Here is a 21,281-nt window from a genome sequence, read left to right on the forward strand (position 1 = left end):
AAATGACACCGGAGCTGGATCGCAGACGAGCCATGGCTTCTGGCCTGTGCGCTGCGATGGCGACAGCCGCGCCGATCCACTCGGCAAAAGGAGAGAATGTGAGCGACACCTCAACATATTCCGCGATGGCGATGCAGTTGACCGCGCGATCGCTCGAAGGGCTGCCTGATAAAGCGGCAGCGCGCGCGGCGATCCTTGAACACATTGCCGCGATTGAAGGGCAAATCCGCACCAGTTCCATCTTCGTTGCCCAATATTCGGGCAAGCCGGTGAAGCTTGTCGTACTGCCTGAGTATCTTTTCACTTCTTACCCTGGGCGCATATCGATCCCGGATTTTGCAGACAGGGTTGGCTTTGCCGCCAACGGCCCGGAATACGAGGCTTTGGGCGCCCTTGCCCAAAAACTGGGCATGCACCTTGCCGGCAATGCGTACGAGACCGATGAGGCGTTCCCCGATTTCTATTTCCAGACCTGCTTTATTGTCGCACCGTCTGGCGATGTGGTGCTGCGATATCGCAGGCTGATATCCATGTTCGCCCCCTCCCCGCACGATGTGTGGGAAGCGTATCTCGACAAGTACGGCCTTGAAGGTGTTTTCCCGGTCGCGCGCACAGAGATCGGCAATCTTGCCGCGATAGCCAGCGAAGAAATCCTCTATCCCGAAATCGCCCGCGCACTCGCCTTGCGCGGGGCGGAAGTGTTCTGTCACTCATCAAGCGAAGTCGGATCTCCTATCGCCACGAACAAGGATATCGCCAAACAGGCCCGCGCATTTGAGAACCTCGCCTATGTCGTCTCGTCCAACACTGCGGGGATTTCGGGCACCGCGATGCCGCTGTCGAGCGCTGAGGGGAACAGTCAGGTGGTCGATTGGAAGGGCCGCGTGATCGCGCAGTCTGGCGATGGCGAGACATTCACAGCGTTTGCTGCGATTGACTTGAGTGCCTTGCGCGAAGGCCGCCGCACACCGGCGATGACCAATTATCTCGCGCGGCAGCGACCCTCTTTGTTTGCCGAGGCCTATGCCGCTGCTGCCGAGCCATTTACGCAAGAAGGCATGGTGCAGGATGGCAAGCCCGCCATCCCCGAACGCGATTACTTCCGCCGCCGCCAAGCTAATGTGATCGAACGCCTCGGCAAAGCCGGAGTGATCTGATGGAGCAGCGCCCATGAAGCATAGAAATGTGCGCGGGAAAATCCGCTACACCTCCATGAAGGAGGGGATGGAAGGCAAGGAACGGGGGCGCGAATGGTTCAATTTCTCTCACCATGCCGATGGCTCTGTCATCATGTCCGCGCAGTGCGAAATCGAAGAGCCTGATCCGACTGTCCTGCGTAACATCACCTGCCATATTGGCCCTGATCGCAAGCCGCAAAATCTGCTGGTGCATCTGACGCTGGGCGATGAATTTCTGGGCTCTGGCTGGATGCGGTATGATCAATCGGCCGATCAGATCATTTGTGAAAGCTTCGGCCCCAGCATTGGTCGCAATTCTGAAACTCGCGAAGCGGGTGAGTTTGATGCTTTTGGGACGCATCCCATTGCGGGCGATGGCTTCACCACTCGGCTGATGGACGTGAGCCAAGGCCCGCATCGCCGTCGCCTCAAATTCTACCTCCCCTCACCCGATCACCGAGGCGCAACTCCGCCGCAGATCGCTTACCTTGAAATGACGATGGAATATGTCGGCGAGGAGGAAAAAACGGTCGAAGCAGGGACATTCCGATGCCGTCATTATCGCTATGTTGATGAAAGCGAGGAAGGCATGGGCGGCACGCGCCATCCTGATTTCGATATGTGGGTGACAGCCGATGATGACAGCGTCCTCGTCTACGGTTCGATCGATGGGTACATGATGAACCGGTACGAGCTGGTGGAGCTCGAACGCTGATGACTATAGACCGCGTCGCAATTGTCGGCGCTGGTCTCGGCGGACTCACCTGCGCCATCGCGCTTCGCCGGCGGGGCATCGAGGTCGACATTTATGAGGCGGCAAATCGGATAGAAGAAACGGGCGCCGGACTGACGCTTGGCCTTGGCGCGCAGCACGTTTTTCGCGCGCTTGGAGTTCAAACCAGCGTTGCGGCTGAAGCGTGCCCGGCGGGAAATCTGCCGTTTCTGCATTACCGCACTGGTGACATTCTGCTGGGTGCGCTCGATTTGGGCGATGGCAAGGGGGATGATGGCACGGCTAACTTAATCCGGCACATTTACCGGGCCGACTTGCAAAAGGTCCTGCTGGCAAAGCTCGATCAAATGGGCGGTCGCACTCACACTGGTTTCAGGCTCAAGCGATATGAGCAGAGCGGCAGCGAAGCCATCGCGCACTTTGACAATGGTGAGAGCATTTCGGCACCCGTCCTGATCGGCGCAGACGGCGTTCGTTCAGCTGTACGCACACAAATGCTTCCCGATGACGTGCCGCGTTTTACCGGCCACGTCGCCTATCGCTTTCTCGTGCCCATTGAGCAGGCTGCACCGTTCATGGCGCTTGGCCGCAGCGCCATCTTCATCGGCCCCAAGCGAACATTTAACCGCTACACCATGACGCAAGGGAGCATCGTCAACGGAGCCGCACTGGTCGAGACTGGCGAAGAAGTGCCCGAGGGTTGGTCCACCGCGGCCTCGCTTGAGGAGTTGAAAGCAGCCTTTGATGGCTGGCACCCCGATGTCGTGGGCCTGATCCATGAGGCGGGATCAATCATCAAGTGGGGCCTGTATGATCGCGCGCCGCTCGCAACATGGTCAGATGGGCGGGTGACGATCCTTGGCGATGCGGCGCACGCTATGCTGCCCTTCCTGGGAATGGGTGCAGCGATGGCGGTTGAGGATGGCTATGTCCTCGCACAAATGCTGGTCGGCTGCGACGATGTTGGGGACGCTCTTGCCGGATACGAAAAGCACCGCATCCCTCGCACCGCTGAAGTGCATCACGCTTCCAAGGTTCAGGGCGAAATTACCCAAAGCATTGATCCTGACAACTTCGCGCTTGCAGGCGCGCCGGTGAACAATCGCGAAATGATGGAATTCGATCCGACGATTGAGTTTGTGCGACGGTAACCGCAATTAACATATAGACCCGGCGGTCTTTGGACTGACCCTCAAGCCTCCCGGATCGGAGCAAAGACGCGGTCGATAAATTCTTTGACCTTTGCCTCTGGATCAGCACTCTTACCGGTCTTTTCGGCTTCTAAAGCAAGCAGGCGCTCTTCTTGCACCCAGACCTCCTGTGCAAGATTCATGACGACTGCGACAAACCGGTCCATGGCCGGATCGGCGAAGAAACGGGCATTGCCCTGATCATCGTAGAGGCTGGGAGGCGCGTCTTCGGGCCGCAGCTTTTCTCCGCTCATTTCCTGCCCCTCATTTCTTGAACGCCCCATAGCCGTACCACATCACGCCTTCGGCAAGGCGGCCGGTGGTTTCCTGGCCAACGCCCTCTGCACGGTCACCTTTGGCAGCCTCGGCCACTGCTTCTTCGCCGTAAATGCCGATTGAGGGGACCACGAATTCGAAGAAGGTGTCTTCGCCAAAGCCCGCCTTCTTGCACAGATCGGCGGGGACTTCATCGCGGTAGCCTTTGTAATAAGGCTCGTTGTTATAATAGCTGTCCCAATCGAGATAGAAGCCATCGAAAGCGCCCATCTGCTCGTTTGGTGGCAGCTCCATATGAATGACGAGACCGCCGGGTTTCAGCACCCGGTAGGCCTCCTCAAAAGCCTTAGCGCGCTGCTTTTTTGAAAGCTCATGCAAAAACATGCTCGACCACACCACATCGAAACTCTCGTCTTCAAAGCCAAGATCATCGGCGCACATCTGCTGGAAATGCACCTCCTGCCCCTGCATCTTCGCGCGCGCAGACCCATAGGCGAGCGGGCCCGGTGCTGCATCAATCGCGATGACTTCGGCATCCGGATATGCCTGTTTCCACGGGAGCGTATTGTGCCCAATCGTGCAGCCGGTATCGAGAATGCGACTTGGCGCGAAATCAGGAAATCGCTGCTTGATGTATTGGCTCATCGAAAGGCCGATATCATCGAGATTGGCACCCATCAGGCCCATCGAGAACACTGCAAGACCGCGATCATAGACCGCACCTGCTTCAAGACTATCCGCTCCGCGCGTATAGCTGCCCGGCATCAGATGAACGTCGATGGCGTGGACATTCTTCGGAACATCAAGGCCTGGCTCCAGCGTCAAAGAACCGGGCGCATCTGCCGCTTTTCTTGCCTCGTGTGAAAGGCGATCAGCTTCGCGCTCAACACTGTCCGCAACGCTCGCCCAAACCATCTTTTGCGCCTGGACGCGCATGGCGGAATAGATATTGAAAGCCGGATCACCGCGCAGGGCCTGATGCGCCTCGCGGCTCGTTTCCGGCTCCCTGTCATGCTCCTTCTTGAAGGCAGGCGCTGCTCGCCGATCATAGGCTGCCCGCATATCGGCGGCGAGATCGTTGAGGATCAGGCTTCGAATACCGGACGTGAACCTGCCGCGCGCAATCTCTTCTGGCGTCGCATCGGGTTTCATCGGGTGCTGGAGTTCGACGGTCACTGCGTGTCTCCTTTTGCATCTGGTCCAACCACAGGATTTTCAAGCTGCGGGACGTTGGGGTTTGAAAAATCATGGGTAAAGCGAGCATCTCCCACTTTGCCTGTCAGGTCTTCGCGCAAGGGCGTCTCGGCATAGATCGTCACTGTATAATCGCCCGCGCTTGTCGGTTTGCGGCGGATATCGATGATGGTTTCCTGGTAGACCTTGCTGTTCCAGAAAGCGCGGGCGTTTTCGATACAGGGAAACCGAACGGTGAGATTGACGTAGTTTGCCGGCACATCGCCTTCGAACACTTCCAAAGGCCTTGGATTGTTGACGTAATACCCGCCAAGTTTTTGATAGATTTCGCTTTCAGCAATTGCGGCCGCGTACCGCCCCATGCGTGCGCGATCGAGCGTTTGGCCCTCAATTACCATGTAGACGGGCTTGTCACAGGTCGATTGCGGGGGTGGCGGTGCTTCTCCCGCAGCGACGCCCTGCAAAGCCAGCAAAAGGCTCCAACCAATCATGGTGCGTCTATCCTCTTTTCATCGCAAAGCGTGCGCTTCCACGGCTCATCATCCTTGAACCATTGCCAGGTACGTGCGCGCGAATTGGCGCCCGGAAACAGTCCGATCATTTCAACATAGCATGCCCGGGGAACATCAAGCCTATCCAATCTAAGCATGATCGTGTGTTCGTGGGTCTGCCAGCCATATCCGGAAAAGCGATCCGTATCCCATATGAGGCGGTGCCCATCGAGCCTTCCGCCAAATTCGTACGTCGCTTCGCGACCGTCAGCCCAACTGATCCAATTGTGCTGAATATAATGCCATTCGCCTGTGTCCGGGAATTCGCAGTGCGTTTTGACGCGCCGTTCATCAAGCAGTTTTCCATCCAGATCGAAATCACGGTACCAGCCATCCCACCAGCCATCATGAAGCAGCATTGCAGGCATAACCGCTTGAAGGTCTGCGCGATTGCTCATCCAGCCTGCCCTTCGCGATAGGCGTCAATCGGCAGTGGTTGGCCAGTTTGGCGGATGTGCGCCTGCTCGCGCAAGAAGCGCGTCATGCCTGTGTCTCCCATGCGGCTGGGGCCCAGACCGCTCGTACCGCGAGACTGGTTGGCAGCATCGCCCACCATGCTCGTAAGCGCGCCATCCTGAAGCGATATTGCCCCTGCATCGAGGCGGCTGGCAAGGCTCGCAGCCTCTTCGAGAGACCCTGCCAGGATCGCAGCGGAGAGACCGTATTCGGTGTCATTCGCCTGAGCGATGGCATTCTCGATCTCGTCGTAGATTGTAACCGGCAGCACAGGCCCGAAAGTTTCCTCCCGCATGACGAGCATGTCGGGGGTAACGCCGGTTAGAATGGTGGGCCGAAGATACTGCCCGCCATCAAGGTCCTCGACCGTGCCGCCGGATCGAACCTCGGCGCCCTTGGCTACGGCATCGTCGATCTGCTCTTGCACCTTTGCGGCCTGTGGCGGGAATATGAACGGGCCGATATGCCCTGCATTCGGATCGGGATGGGTGATGTCGACTTTTTCTGCGCCGGCAACCAGAGCGTCGATAAACGGCTCAGCAATATCGCTATCGACATAGATGCGTTCGATTGATTGGCATGCCTGACCCGTCGCGACGATCGAGCTTCGCAACGCGACGCCTGCCGCCCATTCAGGATCCGCGCTTGCGGTGATAATCATGGGATCCTTGCCGCCCAATTCGAGATTGGCGGGGATCAATTTGCGGGCAGCCGCCTCGGCAACCTTTCGGCCCGTGGCGGTCGATCCAGTGAAGCACACATAGTCAACCTCTTCGATCAGCGCTTGGCCCACATCTGCCCCTCCCATGACATAGGCGAGCGGCAATTCGGGGACTTGCGCCAACACATCGCGCATGGGTTCGACAAAACGCGGTGTGATCTCGCTCGGTTTCACCAGTGCGGCACAGCCCGCCATGAGCGCTGGCACAGCATCGATGTGGCTCAGGATTACGGGGAAATTCCAAGGCGCAATCGCGCCGAAGAGCGGGAAAGCGGAATAGTCTGTGACGATCTCAACACCCGGCGTTGCGGACGCTTTCGGTCCGCGATCCAGCGATGCGAACAAATCTGGCCCGCGCGAAGCCCAGCGGCGAATGTTGCCAATAGCGCCCTGCACCTCGATCCAGGATACCGCACCCCTGCCCGTATCGATTGTGAGAGTCGTGGCGATCTGCTGTGTGGCAGCCTCCATTGCATCGGCAAACCGCATCAGGATTGTAGCCCGTCCGTCTGGTCCGAGCGCTTCCCACGCTGGCTGTGCATCACGCAGCCGCGCAGCCTGCGCAGCGATTTCGTCGCGTGAGCTCGCGGCGAATTCATAGTCTTCCTGGCCCGTGCGCGGATTCCTGGCCTTCACTATTGTTTCTCCCATTCGGCGACGATCTGCCCGCCGGTCGCGATCCAGGCTTCTTCCCGATTGGCGAAGTCTTTCAGCAATTCCTCAAGCGCGCCAATGCGATAGGGTAGCCCCATGATGTAAGGTGTCAGCTGAATGGGCAGCATCCGCCCGCCCCCTTGCGTGTAGTTCGTGCCCTTGGCTTCTGTCGCCAACCAATTAAAACTGTCGCGCATCATCTGCGCCCAGCCCTCTGCCGAGTGCTGCTGTGTCGCGACAATCATACGGTCCGATAATTCGGTGTTGAGCGGCAAGTTAATCAGCCCGTTTTTGAAGCGATACGGCAGTTCGTCATTCACCCAATCGCACGTGTAGACGAGCCCGTGTTCGACAAGAATATCCGCCGTGCGCCAACTTTGCGAACGGGCAATCGAGTGCCAGCCTTGGGGTTTGACACCGCTTGCCGTCTCCATCCGAGATAAGCTGTCTGCAATGAGTTCACGCTCTTCGTCCTCTGGCAGATCGCTTGTGATCGTGCCGTTCATATCGGTAGAATGCGCGATGATCTCGTGCCCATCGGCAAGGACGGCTTCGACCAGTTCCGGATAGCGCTCTGCAACCGCAGCATTGGTCGCAAAGCTTGCTGTGACGCCTGCCGCCTTGAACGCATCGAGCATCCGCCACACGCCCACTCGATTGCCATAGTCACGCACCGTGTAGTGGCGATAATCGGGATATGGGGTGACCATATGCCCCGGCGCGCGGAAAAGTTTGTCTTCAGGCACAATCGGAAACCACTCAAGGCTCACGCAAAACCAAACGGCGACCGATTTTTGACCGGGCCAGCTAACGGGCGCGCGGGCGTGCATGTTCGACCATTCGTAGAACTGATGGTCATATCCCTCGCGGCGATGCGGGTACCTTGTGTAATCTTCCGGAAGGCTCACTGGGCAGCCCTCCAATGATCCACAATCTCCCCCGCGCGCGCTTTCCAGCAGCGTGGGTCTGCTGCGATATGGCGCAAGGCTTCTTCGAATGGACCAATTCGGTGAGGTTGTCCGATCAGGTATGCGTGCAAGGGAATGCACATAACGGTGCCCGAACCCGTTCGCTCGCCTTCCTCTGCCAGCCGGTCAAATTGCTGGATGAGGCAATCGGCATATTCACGCCCCGACATGCCATATACATTGAACCCATAGTGGTCGTTCACTTCGAGGCTGTACGGGATTGAGGCCAATTGCGCGTTGCCCGTTTTTGGCGCAACCTTCACCTCCTGAACCTGATCATCATGATAAAGATCGCAGGTGTAATGAAAGTCGTACTGCGCCAGCAGATCGAGCGTGCGCGGGGTGTGTGTTAGAGCGGGGGCGAGCCAGCCGCGTATGCGTTGACCAGTGGCGCGCTCGACGGTCTCAATCGAATCTTCGATGATCGCTCGCTCCTGTTCCTCGGACATGCCGTAGGAATAGCGGGTATTGTAAATGCCGTGGCTAAAGAATTCCCAGCCGCGGTCCACACCATCGGCTACAACTTCGGGGTGGTGATCGCACAGCGCCACTGACAAGCTGACCGAACCCGGAAAGCCATGACGGCTCATCACATCAGCCATGCGCCAATGGCTGACGCGGTTGGAATGATCCCGATAGGAATAGCCGACCACGTCTGGATGCGCTTTGGGCCACGGTTTTCGATGCGGGCCGATAGGCGGATCAATCTCATAATACTCAAGATTGGGCGCGACCCAGACGGCGCAGGTTTTACCGCCAGGCCATTGCAGCTTTGGACGGTCGCGATACGCTTGGTAGTCGTAGAGGCCGGGGTCCGGCGCGCCTTCCTGCATCAACTGGCCTCCAGCCAATCGATGACGATCTGTACCGGCTCCACATCGGCATATTTGAGCTGCAAGTCAGTGAGATTGGCGAAATGATAGCTTTCGTGCTTGTCCGCGCAGGTCTCAATCGGAACGATGGTGCGATATCCGTGTGAAAGCGAGTCCACTGCCGTTGCACGCACACAACCGCTGGTTGAGCCGCCCGTCACCACGACCGTATCGACTTTGTGAAAGGTCAGATAGCTAGCGAGCGGGCTTTCGAAGAAGCTCGACGGCATACGCTTGGTGAATTGCAGGTCATCTGGGTGCACCTCACAGCGCGGATCGTAGGCGTGGCGTTCGCTATCGTACTTGATGTTCTGGAGGCTGTCCTCAGTATCGGTGCGCGTCCCCCACACCCCAGCATCGGAGGCATCAGCCTTGTAAGCGACGCGGCTCCAGATAACCGGCATTCCTTTTGCACGCGCCAGAGCGCTGATTTGGTTGATGTAATCGATTTGCTTGGGATCAGTTTCATATGCTGTCTTGAACAGATCTGTCCGGGTGTAAGCCTGCTGCACATCGACATTTACAATCGCCAGCTTTTCGCCAAAGCCGAATTTCTTGCGTGCCGGATTGGCCATGACAGCCTCGAACAATTCGCGCGCAGTCTTGCCGTCCTCGACCATTTTCGTGCCAACCAAATCCGCCATGCTACTCCTCTTCGATTCCACTTTGACAAGTCACAATAAAGGCGCGTAGAGGCTTGTCGAGAAGAATTTGTCCGGACAAATTTGTGCCCAGTATCACACGCCATATTCTGACAATCCCCGGCCAGGGCGAGCGAGAGCCGCGCAAGGTCCATTATCGCCGTTGCGGTGAAGGGCCGATGCTGCTAATGGTGCACCAGAGCCCGCGTTCTAGCGCAGAATATGAAGCACTGATGCAGGCATGGGGCGCGCATTTCACATGCATTGCGCCCGACACGCCGGGGTTCGGACAAAGCGACCCGCTTCCCGGCTCCCCCGACATCAACGATTTTGCCGATGCGCTGTGCGAATTTCTGGATGCGCTGGGTGTCGATCAATGTCCTGCCTATGGCTTCCATTCGGGCGGCATCATCCTTGTCACAGCACTCAAACGTCACCCCCAGCGCTTCAAATGCCTCGCCATCGGCGGATATGCGATCTGGAATGAGGAGGAGATGCGAATTTTCGGTGAGAAGTATCTCCCGGAATTCCGCCCATCCGATTACGGCGAACACCTCACCTGGCTGTGGAACCGGATGCTGGAACAGAGCTGGGTGTTCCCCTGGTTCGACACGCGAGAGGAAGCTCGGCTGTCCGTCGCGCATGCGGACATCGCACGGGTCAATCAGGCCGTCTCGGAAATGCTGGATGCAGGCAATGATTATCGCGCCGGTTACGGCGCCGTTCTGCGCGCGCCGCGCGACATCCCTCCTGCTGATGCAGCCGTCCCGCCTTGTCTAATCACCGCCTATGATGGCGATCCCTTGCAAGAGCATATTGACAGGCTTGGCGACATGCCTGCCGGTTGGAGCGCGAAGAAGGTCGCAACGCCAGTCGATCATCAGTCGGCGAGCCTTGCGTTTTTGCAAGAGCACGCGGGGACAAATGATTGCGCTTCCCTTGCCGAGGATTCAGATGAAGGCTGGCTAATCCTCGAAGGAGGCCTCATTCATTGGAAAGGGGCTATTGGCGGAAAGCTTATTCTGCACGCGCCGGCAACCGAGTGCACCGACCCAGATCCGGGCGAGATTGCGATTGATGTGCCGGGTCACGGTCAATCTGACGATTTTTCAGACATGGGCGCAGCGATTGAGGCAGCCTCACACGCGCTCGATGCCAGCGACGTAGTGTGGCCAGATACGCCGATTGGCGATCCGGGTGAGCTCTACCCCGATCTGACACCTGATCGTTTCGGTTCGCATCTTCAGCGTGCTTGGGCGATCACCCGCGCGCAGGCGTTTTTCGATCCGTGGTATGAAGCAAAAGCTGCCAAAGCGATCCCTCTCGATCCCAAGCGTCTTGCTCCACAAACTCTTGACGAGGCTGCTATCGCGCGGATCCGCGCTGGTCACGCCGCGCGCCGCTATCACGATTTTCTGCTAAACAGAAAGGCCCCCTGATCCCATGACGACTTTTGCCGAATTTTCCGAAAGAATGCCGTTGCTGGCGCGCCATGAGGGCGTCTGGGATGGCACTTACACCTATTTCAACGCCAAGGATGAAATGATCGATCAGCATGCCAGCCGCTTGCTGTGCCGGATGACGGGGAAGGATGACATTCCCTACCACCAGACCAATCACTACACCTGGCCCAATGGAAAAAAAGAGGTCCGCGATTTTCCCGCGAGGTATCGTGATGGCCGGATCTGGTGGGACAATGATCTGATCCAAGGGTGGGCTGCAGAAGTGCCGCTCGATGAATATAACCGCACAATGATGCTGTATTGGCAGCGCACTGGTGACCCATCGCTCTATCTTTACGAGCAAATCCAGATCTCTGATGACGGACAGAACCGGTGCCGCACCTGGCACTGGATCCGCGACGGAGTGCTTGAAACGCGCACAGCAATTCAGGAGACGTTCGTCACCAAGGATTGGCGCGCGGTTGATGCCGAGATGAAAGAGACTGCTTAGATAGGACATCATGGCGAGGACACTGTTCGACAAAATCTGGGACGCACACACTGTCGCGAAAGCGCAGGGTGGTTCGTCACTGATCGCTATCGACAGGGTGTTCCTGCATGAACGCACCGGCGCTGCAGCGCTTAACCGCATGGCCGAAATGGGCCGCAAGGTGCTTGATCCGGCGCGCGTCTTTGCAGTGATGGATCACATTGTCGATACGCGGATCGGGCGCGGCGATGGGACGTTGATGCAGGGCGGCGAAGGCTTCATCACCGAAACACGCGCCGCGTGCAAAGCGGCCGGGATCACATTGTTTGATGTGAACGACCGCGATCAGGGTATCGTGCATGTGATTTCGCCCGAACAGGGCATTGTACTACCGGGTCTCACATTGGTCGCGCCAGATAGCCACACTTGCACACAAGGCGCTTTCGGAGCGCTTGCATGGGGCATTGGCTCATCCGAGGCTGAGCACGCGATGGTGACAGGCACGCTGAGGCTCGAACGGCCCAAGACGATGCGCGTCCGGTTTGATGGCGGACTGGGCTTTGGCGTGACGGCCAAGGATATGATCCTCACAGTAATCGCTCGCCATGGCGCGGGCGGCGGTGCTGGCCATGTGGTCGAATTTGCAGGCGACGCGGTCAAAGCACTCGACATGGAAGCGCGCATGACGCTGTGCAATATGGCAACCGAATTCAGTGCGATGACCGGGATCATTGCTCCTGACGCAAAGACTTTTGAGTATCTGACAGCTCGGCCATACGCACCTGCGGATTTCAGCGATCCCCACTGGCAGACGCTGCACAGCGATACCGGCGCGTCTTTCGATCGTGAGATCATTATAGATGCCGCGTCGATTGCTCCGATGGTAAGCTGGGGGACGAGCCCAGAACACACTATCGCGATTGACCAGAAGGTGCCCGAAGGCCCTGCCCGTGCGCATGACTACATGGGTCTTGCTGCGGGCGATGCATTGGCTGGCACGTCTCTCGATGCTGCGTTTATTGGAAGCTGCACCAACAGCCGTATCTCGGACCTGCGCCGCGCGGCTGCGATCCTTGAAGGACGCCGTATTGCCTCTTCGATCAAGAAGGCACTGGTCGTCCCCGGCTCTCTTGGCGTGAAACGGCAGGCGGAGGCAGAAGGTCTGGATAAGATCTTCGAAGCAGCCGGGTTTGAGTGGCGGATGAGCGGGTGCTCTTTGTGCTTTTACGCAGGTGGTGAAGGCTTTCCCGAATGCAGCCGCACCATTTCCAGCACCAACCGCAATTTCGAAGGCCGTCAAGGTCCCGGTATCCGCACCCACATCGCCTCTCCCGAAACGGTCGCAGCAAGCGCGATTGCAGGCGCGATTGCCGATCCGCGTGAGTATGCGCGATCAAGGGAGGCGGCAGCATGAGCGCTTTCCCCCAGCCCTTTACCGCGCTTGCCGCGCCGCTCATTCGCGACAATGTCGATACCGACATGATCATCCCAAGCCGCGAAATGCGCACCACGGGCCGCGATGGGTTGGCCGAGGGAATGTTCGCCCCGTGGCGATACACTGATGCCGATGCGCGCATTGAGAACCCCGATTTCGTTCTCAATCAGCCCGAGTATCGCGATGCCAAGCTGTTGCTGGCAAGCGCAAATTTCGGGTGCGGATCGAGCCGCGAACACGCCGTTTGGGCTCTGGCCGAATTCGGCATCAAAGCCATCATTGCGGAGAGTTTCGCCCCCATCTTTCGCGGCAATTGCGTGCGCAATTTCATCCTTCCCATAGCCCTCCCCCGCGATGTGGTGGAGCATTTTGCCGCATGCGAAGTAACCATCGACCTCGAAGCCCAAACGGTCACTAGCGATGGCGCGACCCATTCATTCGATATCGAAGCGGAAGCAAAGCAAATGCTTGCCCACGGCCTCGATGCAATCGATCTCACACTCACCCAAGCTGGCGCCATTCAAGAATGGCTCAACGCCGATAAACCCGCGCGGCCTTGGGTGTATTTGGAGCACTCCCGATGACAGACATACTCGTATCAGAAGTCGGCCTGCGCGATGGTCTGCAATCAATCGACAGGGTGATGCCGCTCGATGCCAAAAAACGCTGGATCGCAGCCGAAGCAGCGGCTGGCGTGAAGGAGATCGAGGTGGGAAGCTTCGTGCCACCCAAACTGCTGCCGCAAATGGCGGATACTGCCGAATTGGTGGTATTTGCGAAGGGGATTGAAGGCCTGACGGTGGTCACCCTCGTACCCAATGCCAAAGGCGCTGAGTTCGCTGCCAATGCTGGTGTCGATGGCATGAGCATCCCCTTTTCGATGAGCGAGACGCATTCAATCAAGAATGTGCGCAAAGATCACCCGGCCATGCTGGAAGAGATCGCCAAGGCTGCCGCCATCGCGAAAGACCACGGCATCCACTTCGCTGTTGGTCTTTCCACCGCGTTCGGCTGCACCATGGAAGGCGCAGTGGCCGAAGATCAGGTGGTCAGCCTTGCGGAAAAAGCAGCCGAGGCAGGCGCGATGGAATTCAGCCTTTCGGACACCACAGGCTATGCCGACCCTGCGCAGGTGCGCCGCCTCACGCGCAAGGTGAAGGCGGCGGTGGGCGACAAAATGCTCACAACCCTGCACCTCCACAACACTCGAGGACTTGGCCTTGCGAATGTGGTCGCGGGACTTGAGGAAGGGATCACCACATTTGATGCTTCGCTGGGCGGGCTTGGCGGATGTCCTTTTGCGCCGGGGGCCAGTGGCAATCTCGTTACCGAAGACCTCGTTCTGATGCTCAATTCGATGGGTTATTCTACGGGAATTGATCTGAAAAAGCTGCTGCAAGTGCGCGCCGTTGTCGAAGAAGCGCTGCCGGGCGAGCCGCTCTACGGCTTTACGCCCGATGCTGGTCCGATGAAGGATTACGCGCAGAGGATCGCAGCATGAGTGACGGAGCCTCTGGCCCGCAACCCCTCGCCGGGATCAAGGTTGTCGAATTCACCCACATGGTGATGGGGCCAACGGTTGGTCACATCCTTGCAGGACTTGGCGCAGAGATCGTTCGGGTGGAACCGATCGGAGGGGACCGAACGCGCCGACTGCTGGGATCGGGCGCAGGCTATTTCCCGATGTACAATCGGGGCAAACAATCGATCTGCCTCAATCTCAAATCCGAAGAGGGTCTCTCGGTTGCGAAAGACCTGATCGACAAGGCCGATGTGCTGGTCGAAAACTTTCGCCCCGGCGCGCTGGATCGGCTCGGGCTCGACTATGAAAGCTGCGCCGCGCGCAACGAACGGCTGATCTATTGCTCTGAGAAAGGTTTTCTCCCTGGCCCATATGAAAACCGCACCGCTCTTGATGAAGTCGCGCAGATGATGGGCGGGCTGGCCTATATGACCGGCCAGCCGGGCAAGCCCACGCGAGCAGGGGCCAGCGTCATTGATGTGACGGGCGGCATGTTTGGCGTGATCGGCATCTTGGCAGCTCTCGAACAGCGTCATCGCACAGGGAAAGGTCAGAAAGTCACTGCCTCGCTTTTTGAAACAACCATCTACCTCGTCGGGCAACACATGGCGCAATTTGCCGTCACCGGCACTCCAGCCGCTCCCATGCCCGCACGTGTATCCGCATGGGCGATATACGACGTGTTTGAGACCAAGGACGAACCTGTGTTTATCGGCGTTGTCACCGATGCCTTGTGGGAGAAATTCTGCAAGCTTTTCGCGCTTGATGGTTTGTGGGCCGACGAGAGCCTTCGCGAGAACAACGAGCGCGTCAAAGCGCGCGACCGTATCATTCCGCAGATACGCGACCTGATCAGCACCATGACGGCAGCTGAAGTGATCGAGAAACTGGATGGATCGGGCCTCCCCTTTGCCCCTATTGGCAAGCCCGAAGACATGTTTGATGATCCGCATTTGGCTGAAGGCGGGCTGGAAGATGTGACGCTTGATGATGGCACCGAAGTGCGCCTGCCCACTATCCCGCTGGAAATGGACGGCAAAAGGATCGGCGAACCGCAGAAACTGCCGCAGCCAGGGGCTGATGCGCGCGCGGTTTTGGAAAGTCTGGGGTACGATGCAGAAAAGGCCGAGGCGCTAATAGGCACCGGAGCAGTGGGGGAAAGCAAATGATGAGACACGTTTTCGCAGCTTTGGCCGCCGCCAGTTTGACTGGATGCGTTGTCGATATCGACAATAGCAGCGAGCCGCGTTCAGCGGTGGGTTCCGCTCCGGTCGCTGCTGGCGTTGATGCCCCGCAAGAACGCCTCCCCACCGATGTGCGGCGGACGACCATCATCGTGCGCGATATCGAGAAAAGCCTCGCTCTCTATCGTGATGTCATCGGGCTGGAGATCAATTACGACACCACCGTCACGACATCTGGCGTTGCTCTGCCAGCAGGCGAGCCGGGCGCAACGGCGCGGCTTGTGCTGCTTAATGCCAATGACCCATGGGTCGGATGGATTGGCCTGATGGAGTGGGTCGAACCCGCCATCCCGGCAGAGGACTATCCCACGCGGATGGGACCGGGCGATGTCGTGATCATTCTCAACACTGACGACGTTGAAGGGCGCTGCGAGGCGGCGAAATCAGTGCCGGGCGTGGCATTCACTGCCGAGGCGCGTTTGCAAGTCTATCCAGGCCGCGATGGCGGTCCGGATATTCGCGTGATGGGATGCAATTTCTTTGATCCCGACGGCATTCTGATCGAGCTCAATCAGATACTGGAATGATATCTGGCCCGTCGATCAGCAGGATCTGGCAATCGGCGAGCCCATCACGCAGTTTCTTGACCTCAGCATATTCCGGGCTGTTGTAAAAGGCTTTCGCCGCGTCCTTGTCGGGCCATTTGGAGATCACCATCCCGGCGCCTTCACCAAAGTCACCTTCGAGCAATTCCGCGCCGGGACCACGCAGCAGATATTCTCCGCCGAATTTTCCGATCAGCTCCGCCGCAGCCGGGCCATAGCCGGAGATAAACTTCTCGCGGTCATGAATGGAGGCGGTGACGATCATGTAGGCGGGCATTCGGCAGTCTCCATTAGAAGGGCTTCACCGCACCGAGGAAGCAGACAGACGCGATGGTGACCCAGTAGATATAGGCCGAAATTCGGGCGAGGCCGATCTCCTTGGCAAGCGCGGCTTCCTGTTCGGCGTCAGGCCCCATGGCAAGAATGCGAAACCGCTCCGTCCAACGCCGCATGACAAGCCGCAGGAACAGCCCAATGCAAAGCGCAAAGGCATAAAGGGCCATCTTCGCTGGATACCAATCGCTGCCCTCGCCCGATTGGATCGGGCCGGTTCCGTTAAAGGCCATAAATGCGGTGATTAGAAGCGCAGCAATCAAGGGATAGCGCAGCCATTCCTCAGCTTTGGTGACGGCAATGCCGACATCGGTTTCGCGCTTCAGGAAGGCTGTCCACGTCATCGCCAACCATACTGCAAAGAACAGCCACATCCACCACACACCTGATCCTTCGAGCATAGGCACAAAACCGTATATCTTGCCCATGTGAAGACCCAAGGGCAGCAGCAGGACAATGCCAGTGCGGGCAAGGATATCGATGCGGTAAGCGGTTTCCATATGCCGCTTGCGCTCTTCCAATGACAGCGCGGGATTGGTCACGTGATAGCTTGTCTGAAAGACGCCCCATTCACCGCCAAGCCAATACACCATCGCAAGGATGTGAACCCAGCGTAGAATGCTGAGTTCGTTCAAGTACAGAAATTCCATGATCCCTCCTCATCAAGCGAAAACAGGACCCCACCCGTTCGCGCTTGGGTAAATTCAGTCTATTCCCGCGCTAGCTTCTCCACGATCTCCATAATTGGCGGATCTTCCGCCTCCATCGCTTCAACGTGCTGCTGAAAACCGCGCATGATCCGCGAAACGTAGGCGCGTGTGGCTAACCCGCGCTCTTCGCCCGCAGCGCGGTCCGGTTGATAGGTTTCGATATCCTCGCGATTGATCGTGCCTTTCGCATCGAGCAAACGCTCGACAGTATCCTGCCTCTCGCGCAACGCGGATACTTCAGCGGCCAACGCGAATACGGTGGAATAAAGCCGATCGAGCGCCGGATCGTCGAAGTATTCAGGCCGTTTGCCTTTGGCTCTGCGGCCCGACGCCGCGACCCAGTCGAAGTCTTCGTTCATGCTGCGACCGCCTGTTCGGCAGGTTTCCATGCGCCATAAGCGTTCCAGATTGCCGCGCGGCCGAAATCCTCCTCTCCTTCATCGGGTGATGGAGGGAATATCTCAGGATCAACCACGGCCCGAACTCCCGCAATAAACTGGCAGTCGTGCGGAAAGCCTGCCTCTGCCATGACCTGCTTCAGGTCCTGACCGTGCATCGCTGACCAGAACGGTTCGTTATTGTTGAACGCATCCCAATCACGCATGAACTGCTCAAACAGCGGCATTTCATCGGAATATTGCGGTTGTTCGATGTGCAGGATCAATCCACCAGGTGCGAGCACGCGGTTCGCCTCTGCCAGCAGTTTGGGCATCGCCTTGGATGAAAGTTCATGCAGGAACATGGTCGTCTGCACCCAATCGAACGAGCCATCGTCCCAGCGAGACAGATCTTCGCCCGAGGCCTGAACAAACTTGATGTTGGTGACGCCCATCGCCGCCGCGCGCGCTGCGCCGTAGCGCAAGCTCGCAGCGGCCGTGTCGATCGCGATCACTTCCGCATCGGGATACGCCTGCGCGATCGGAACCGCATTGTGGCCGACCGTGCAGCCGATATCGAGAATGCGTTTTGGCTGCCAATCGGGCCGCTCTTTCTTCGCCCACTCCACAACAGCAACGCCGCCGCCATCGTTCAATCCTCCAAGAGCGCCGCCAGTGGTCGCAAACAGGCCGATATCATAGTTCGCGCCGACGGTGACGTCGTCGGGTCGTTCTTCGCTATGGTATCCGCCAGGCTGGCAATGAATATCAACGGCGGTCTGGTAATGCGGCTGCTCAACCGATGGATCAAGTTCGAGCATGCCTGAGTGCTCGTTATACTGCTTGGCCATCGCATCAAGCTCATCAAGCTGGCGCAGCACTGCCTGCCTGCCATTGTGCTGGCGCATCTCCATCGAATTGCGCTTCAAGGCTGACCAAATGCGGTGCCAATCGTTCTGGTTCATGGCATCGCGAATTTCATAGCGATGCTCCGGATCGCGCCCGTGCTCTGCGCGGAATTGCGGCAGCACCTGCTTGTCATAAGCGATCTTATTCCCAGCCCCGATGCCGCCAGACAGGAAGCGATTGAAATGCGTGAGGAAATTGAACCGCGCCGCCTCATCATGATTGGTGCGCGGCATCATGGGATGGCGGGTGAGCGCGGTGTAAGGTGGGGGAAGATCGGATGCCATGGCTCTGCTCTTGCTAAAGTTGTCCGGACAAATTTGCCAATGCCCAGTATTGTTGTCAATCCAAACGTGCGACTTGACCTATTTGATCCGGTCGAATGTGGGCGTTCGCATCAATTGAGACGCGTTGCAAAGTGTGCGGAAAACAAGGCCAGTCGATTTGCTTGACATAGCGCAAGAACGGAACCCCCTTTTGGCGCGCACGTTAAGGGCCTAACGCGGTGCAAAATGCGCCAAGCTAAGAACAGAAAAACCATTCGCGATACGCCGATCTTGATGATGACACGACCAGCGGCCTTGGTCTTTGCTCTGTCGATGTCTCACCCGCTTTTTGCCCAAGATAACCCGCCGCAACCGGCACAGGATGCGGTGGAGGCAGGCGGGCTCGATTTGCCTGAGCCGCCCGAGGACGCGCAATTGCCGGAAGTTGAGCCTGTCATTTCGGATGAAGAATTCAACACGGCTATTCCCGATCTCATTCTCGACGATGAAGAGCTGGAAAGTGAGCTTGAATCCATCGCGGAATTTGAACGACAGTTTTATGAACAGGAACAGACTTCTCCGGCAGATGAGAATAGCGCCGTCGTCTCTCAGCTTCCCGAACTTGCTGATGGCGATGCGTCCGAAGAAATCAGCGATGCGCCGATCCGCGATGCCGAATTGACAAGGCCGCTCACCCCTATTGACCAATTCGAAGTGCAGCAGGTGGAACTGGCGGAGGCTGTTGACGACACCTCCGAGCCCGAAAGCGAGATAGACTACAAAGTAGAGTTGGCTGGCTTGGGTACAGCCGACACCGCAACCAACTTCGATCTTGAAGCGGAATTCGAGCGCCTGTCCTCGCTCGAGGAAGGTGACGGGGAAGCAGCAAATTACGCAATGCTGCGCGCGCGCCTTTCAGAAGACAGCCTGCTCATCCAGCGGCTTTTAAAGTCGGAAGGCTGGTATCAACCCACAGTCACGACCCGGATTGAGCGATCCGACGATCTTGAGAACCCCAGTGCCACCGCCTTCATAAATGTCGAGCCCGGAAAACGCTTCACCCTTTCATCGGTAACGATTGATGCTGATGAGACTGTGCCGCCCGGCCTGATCGATGACAACGTCGCGCTCAAGGTCGATGAACCAATAATCGCCTCGCGCATTCTCGCGAATGAGGCTTTGATTGCGACAGTGCTTCCGGAAAATGGCTATCCATTTGCTGAGCTCGGTCAGCGAGATATCCTGCTCGATCCGACAACGGCGACGGGGGACTACACGTTGCCGGTTGAGATCGGACCAAGAGCGCGCATCGGCGGCTTCGTGGCTCGCGGTGAGACTGCCTTTGGCGCAGACCACGTCGCCGAGATTGCCCGATTTAAGCGCGGGGAATTGTTCGATAGCCGCGAACTGGATGACCTTCGAAAAGCATTGGTCGCAACCGGCCTTTTCAGCACAGTCAGCGTGACGCCAGAGCGCACGGGCGAACCGGCAGAAGACGGCACCGAATACGTCAACATCGCAGTCGATCAAACCGCAGGCCCGCCGCGCACTATCGCTGGTAGCTTCGGATTTGGCACCGGACAGGGTTTTCGCCTCGAAGGAAGCTGGACGCACCGCAATCTCTTCCCGCCCGAAGGTGCGCTTTCAGCATCTCTGGTGGCCGGCACGAGGGAGCAAGGTGGCGGCGTCAACTTCCGCCGCGCCAATGCCGGTCAGCGAGATCGGACTTTCGAGATCGGCGTCAATGGATTGCGCTCAAACTTTGATGCGTTTGAAGCGCTTACGGGACGAGTGGGTTTGCAATATTCCTATATCTCGACGCCAATCTGGCAAAAACTGATCACTTACTCAGTTGGCATTGAAGCAATTGCAAGTGTCGAAGAAGCGTTTGACTCGGAACTAGGCGACACAGTTGACGAAACGTATTTCATCGGCGCGCTAACAGGCCAGATCGGGTTCGATACCTCAGACGATCTGCTTAATCCGACACAGGGTTTCAGGCTCGGTGCCCTTGTCCAGCCTGAAGTCTCTGTCGATGGTGGCTTCACGCCCTATGTCCGCGCTGTTTTCGACAGCACCGCATATTATCCCATTAGCGACAATTTCGTTCTCGCAGGGCGGGCCAAGGTGGGTACGATCCAAGGTGCTGACCGCGTGGATATCGCTCCTTCGCGCAGGCTTTATGCCGGCGGGGGAGGATCGGTGCGCGGATTTGGCTTCCAGCAATTGGGCCCCAAAGTCCTGGTTCCCAATGACAATTTCGATCCAACAGACCCCGAGGAGACAGTAGACGAGTTTCTAATCACTCCCATCGGCGGACGCAGCGTAGTCGAGGCTGCCGCGGAAGTTCGGTATCGCTTCGGCGACTATGGCGTTGTCGCTTTTGTCGACGCGGGACAAGTCTACACGCAGTCCTTGCCGCAATTGTCCGATATCCGCTTCGGCGCTGGCATTGGGGGGCGCTTTTATACCAATTTCGGCCCACTCCGCCTCGATGTTGCAACTCCAATCAATCGGCGCGAGGGCGAGAGCCGGATTAACGTGTATGTTTCCATTGGGCAGGCTTTCTGATGGACG

At 57.8% G+C, this 21,281-nt stretch carries 23 protein-coding genes; 11 read left to right on the top strand and 12 right to left on the bottom strand.

Annotated features, from left to right (window positions below; translation table 11 throughout):
- Nucleotides 1-2: 2 nt before the first annotated feature.
- From AUC45_RS05445 to AUC45_RS05455, 3 genes are read left to right on the top strand one after another with little or no spacing between them, the layout of a single operon-like run.
- Complete coding sequence (locus AUC45_RS05445) at nt 3-1,157, top strand: nitrilase-related carbon-nitrogen hydrolase (protein ID WP_156423765.1); 1,155 nt, start codon at nt 3-5, stop codon at nt 1,155-1,157.
- Nucleotides 1,158-1,170: 13 nt separating this feature from the next.
- The gene (locus AUC45_RS05450) at nt 1,171-1,893 is read left to right on the top strand and encodes a hypothetical protein (RefSeq protein ID WP_067599496.1); all 723 of its coding nucleotides are present in this window, start codon (nt 1,171-1,173) and stop codon (nt 1,891-1,893) included.
- On the top strand, nt 1,893-3,062 hold the full coding sequence (locus AUC45_RS05455) for an FAD-dependent monooxygenase (protein ID WP_067599501.1): 1,170 nt from the start codon (nt 1,893-1,895) through the stop codon (nt 3,060-3,062). Before AUC45_RS05450 ends, AUC45_RS05455 begins: the two co-directional genes overlap by 1 nt.
- 41 nt (nt 3,063-3,103) lie before the next feature.
- On the opposite strand, the gene AUC45_RS05460 is transcribed toward AUC45_RS05455, so the two are convergent.
- From AUC45_RS05460 to AUC45_RS05495, 8 genes are read right to left on the bottom strand one after another with little or no spacing between them, the layout of a single operon-like run.
- Entirely contained in the window at nt 3,104-3,355 is a 252-nt protein-coding gene (locus AUC45_RS05460) for a hypothetical protein (protein WP_156423766.1), read from the bottom strand.
- A 10-nt stretch (nt 3,356-3,365) separates the two neighbouring features.
- Nucleotides 3,366-4,553, bottom strand: a complete 1,188-nt coding sequence (locus AUC45_RS05465; protein WP_067599511.1) for a class I SAM-dependent methyltransferase — start codon at nt 4,551-4,553, stop codon at nt 3,366-3,368.
- Nucleotides 4,550-5,062, bottom strand: a complete 513-nt coding sequence (locus AUC45_RS05470; protein ID WP_067599513.1) for a DUF1330 domain-containing protein — start codon at nt 5,060-5,062, stop codon at nt 4,550-4,552. Before AUC45_RS05470 ends, AUC45_RS05465 begins: the two co-directional genes overlap by 4 nt.
- Nucleotides 5,059-5,520: a hypothetical protein gene (locus AUC45_RS05475; RefSeq protein WP_233998543.1), complete on the bottom strand. Its 462-nt coding sequence runs from the start codon at nt 5,518-5,520 to the stop codon at nt 5,059-5,061. Before AUC45_RS05475 ends, AUC45_RS05470 begins: the two co-directional genes overlap by 4 nt.
- The gene (locus tag AUC45_RS05480; protein WP_082701140.1) at nt 5,517-6,935 is read right to left on the bottom strand and encodes an aldehyde dehydrogenase family protein; all 1,419 of its coding nucleotides are present in this window, start codon (nt 6,933-6,935) and stop codon (nt 5,517-5,519) included. The genes AUC45_RS05475 and AUC45_RS05480 overlap by 4 nt, the downstream gene beginning before the upstream one ends.
- Complete coding sequence (locus tag AUC45_RS05485) at nt 6,935-7,861, bottom strand: polysaccharide deacetylase family protein (RefSeq protein WP_067599530.1); 927 nt, start codon at nt 7,859-7,861, stop codon at nt 6,935-6,937. Before AUC45_RS05485 ends, AUC45_RS05480 begins: the two co-directional genes overlap by 1 nt.
- Nucleotides 7,858-8,754 (bottom strand): polysaccharide deacetylase family protein, encoded by an 897-nt coding sequence (locus tag AUC45_RS05490; RefSeq protein ID WP_067599533.1) that lies wholly within the window; start codon nt 8,752-8,754, stop codon nt 7,858-7,860. The genes AUC45_RS05485 and AUC45_RS05490 overlap by 4 nt, the downstream gene beginning before the upstream one ends.
- Nucleotides 8,754-9,437, bottom strand: coding sequence for an isochorismatase family protein (locus tag AUC45_RS05495; RefSeq protein WP_067599535.1), 684 nt, complete (start codon nt 9,435-9,437; stop codon nt 8,754-8,756). The genes AUC45_RS05490 and AUC45_RS05495 overlap by 1 nt, the downstream gene beginning before the upstream one ends.
- Nucleotides 9,438-9,520: 83 nt before the next feature.
- Here AUC45_RS05495 and AUC45_RS05500 point away from each other — a divergent pair, with 83 nt between their 5' ends.
- The 7 genes from AUC45_RS05500 to AUC45_RS05530 are packed head-to-tail and all read left to right on the top strand — an operon-like array spanning nt 9,521 to nt 16,094.
- Entirely contained in the window at nt 9,521-10,873 is a 1,353-nt protein-coding gene (locus AUC45_RS05500; protein WP_067599548.1) for an alpha/beta hydrolase, read from the top strand.
- A gap of 4 nt (nt 10,874-10,877) precedes the next feature.
- A complete protein-coding gene (locus AUC45_RS05505) occupies nt 10,878-11,387 on the top strand; it encodes a hypothetical protein (protein WP_067599551.1) in 510 nt (169 codons plus the stop codon).
- Between the two features lie 10 nt (nt 11,388-11,397).
- Nucleotides 11,398-12,780: a 3-isopropylmalate dehydratase large subunit gene (locus AUC45_RS05510; protein WP_067599552.1), complete on the top strand. Its 1,383-nt coding sequence runs from the start codon at nt 11,398-11,400 to the stop codon at nt 12,778-12,780.
- On the top strand, nt 12,777-13,385 hold the full coding sequence (leuD, locus tag AUC45_RS05515) for a 3-isopropylmalate dehydratase small subunit (protein ID WP_067599566.1): 609 nt from the start codon (nt 12,777-12,779) through the stop codon (nt 13,383-13,385). The genes AUC45_RS05510 and leuD overlap by 4 nt, the downstream gene beginning before the upstream one ends.
- Complete coding sequence (locus AUC45_RS05520; protein WP_067599569.1) at nt 13,382-14,302, top strand: hydroxymethylglutaryl-CoA lyase; 921 nt, start codon at nt 13,382-13,384, stop codon at nt 14,300-14,302. The genes leuD and AUC45_RS05520 overlap by 4 nt, the downstream gene beginning before the upstream one ends.
- Nucleotides 14,299-15,492: a CaiB/BaiF CoA-transferase family protein gene (locus AUC45_RS05525; protein ID WP_067599573.1), complete on the top strand. Its 1,194-nt coding sequence runs from the start codon at nt 14,299-14,301 to the stop codon at nt 15,490-15,492. The genes AUC45_RS05520 and AUC45_RS05525 overlap by 4 nt, the downstream gene beginning before the upstream one ends.
- Nucleotides 15,489-16,094: a VOC family protein gene (locus tag AUC45_RS05530; RefSeq protein ID WP_082700986.1), complete on the top strand. Its 606-nt coding sequence runs from the start codon at nt 15,489-15,491 to the stop codon at nt 16,092-16,094. The genes AUC45_RS05525 and AUC45_RS05530 overlap by 4 nt, the downstream gene beginning before the upstream one ends.
- Here the strand turns inward: AUC45_RS05530 and AUC45_RS05535 are convergent.
- The 4 genes from AUC45_RS05535 to AUC45_RS05550 are packed head-to-tail and all read right to left on the bottom strand — an operon-like array spanning nt 16,075 to nt 18,725.
- Nucleotides 16,075-16,389, bottom strand: coding sequence for a DUF1330 domain-containing protein (locus tag AUC45_RS05535; protein WP_067599579.1), 315 nt, complete (start codon nt 16,387-16,389; stop codon nt 16,075-16,077). The two genes, AUC45_RS05530 and AUC45_RS05535, sit on opposite strands and share 20 nt — an antisense overlap.
- A gap of 13 nt (nt 16,390-16,402) precedes the next feature.
- Complete coding sequence (locus AUC45_RS05540) at nt 16,403-17,095, bottom strand: hypothetical protein (protein ID WP_067599582.1); 693 nt, start codon at nt 17,093-17,095, stop codon at nt 16,403-16,405.
- Nucleotides 17,096-17,154: 59 nt separating this feature from the next.
- On the bottom strand, nt 17,155-17,514 hold the full coding sequence (locus tag AUC45_RS05545; RefSeq protein ID WP_067603562.1) for a hypothetical protein: 360 nt from the start codon (nt 17,512-17,514) through the stop codon (nt 17,155-17,157).
- Complete coding sequence (locus tag AUC45_RS05550) at nt 17,511-18,725, bottom strand: class I SAM-dependent methyltransferase (protein ID WP_067599584.1); 1,215 nt, start codon at nt 18,723-18,725, stop codon at nt 17,511-17,513. The genes AUC45_RS05545 and AUC45_RS05550 overlap by 4 nt, the downstream gene beginning before the upstream one ends.
- Nucleotides 18,726-18,950: 225 nt before the next feature.
- Between AUC45_RS05550 and AUC45_RS05555 the strand changes: the two genes are divergently transcribed.
- A complete protein-coding gene (locus AUC45_RS05555) occupies nt 18,951-21,275 on the top strand; it encodes an autotransporter assembly complex family protein (RefSeq protein ID WP_067599587.1) in 2,325 nt (774 codons plus the stop codon).
- Nucleotides 21,276-21,281: the final 6 nt, after the last annotated feature.

It is taken from the genome of Erythrobacter sp. YT30 (assembly GCF_001542875.1).
Taxonomy (GTDB): domain Bacteria; phylum Pseudomonadota; class Alphaproteobacteria; order Sphingomonadales; family Sphingomonadaceae; genus Erythrobacter.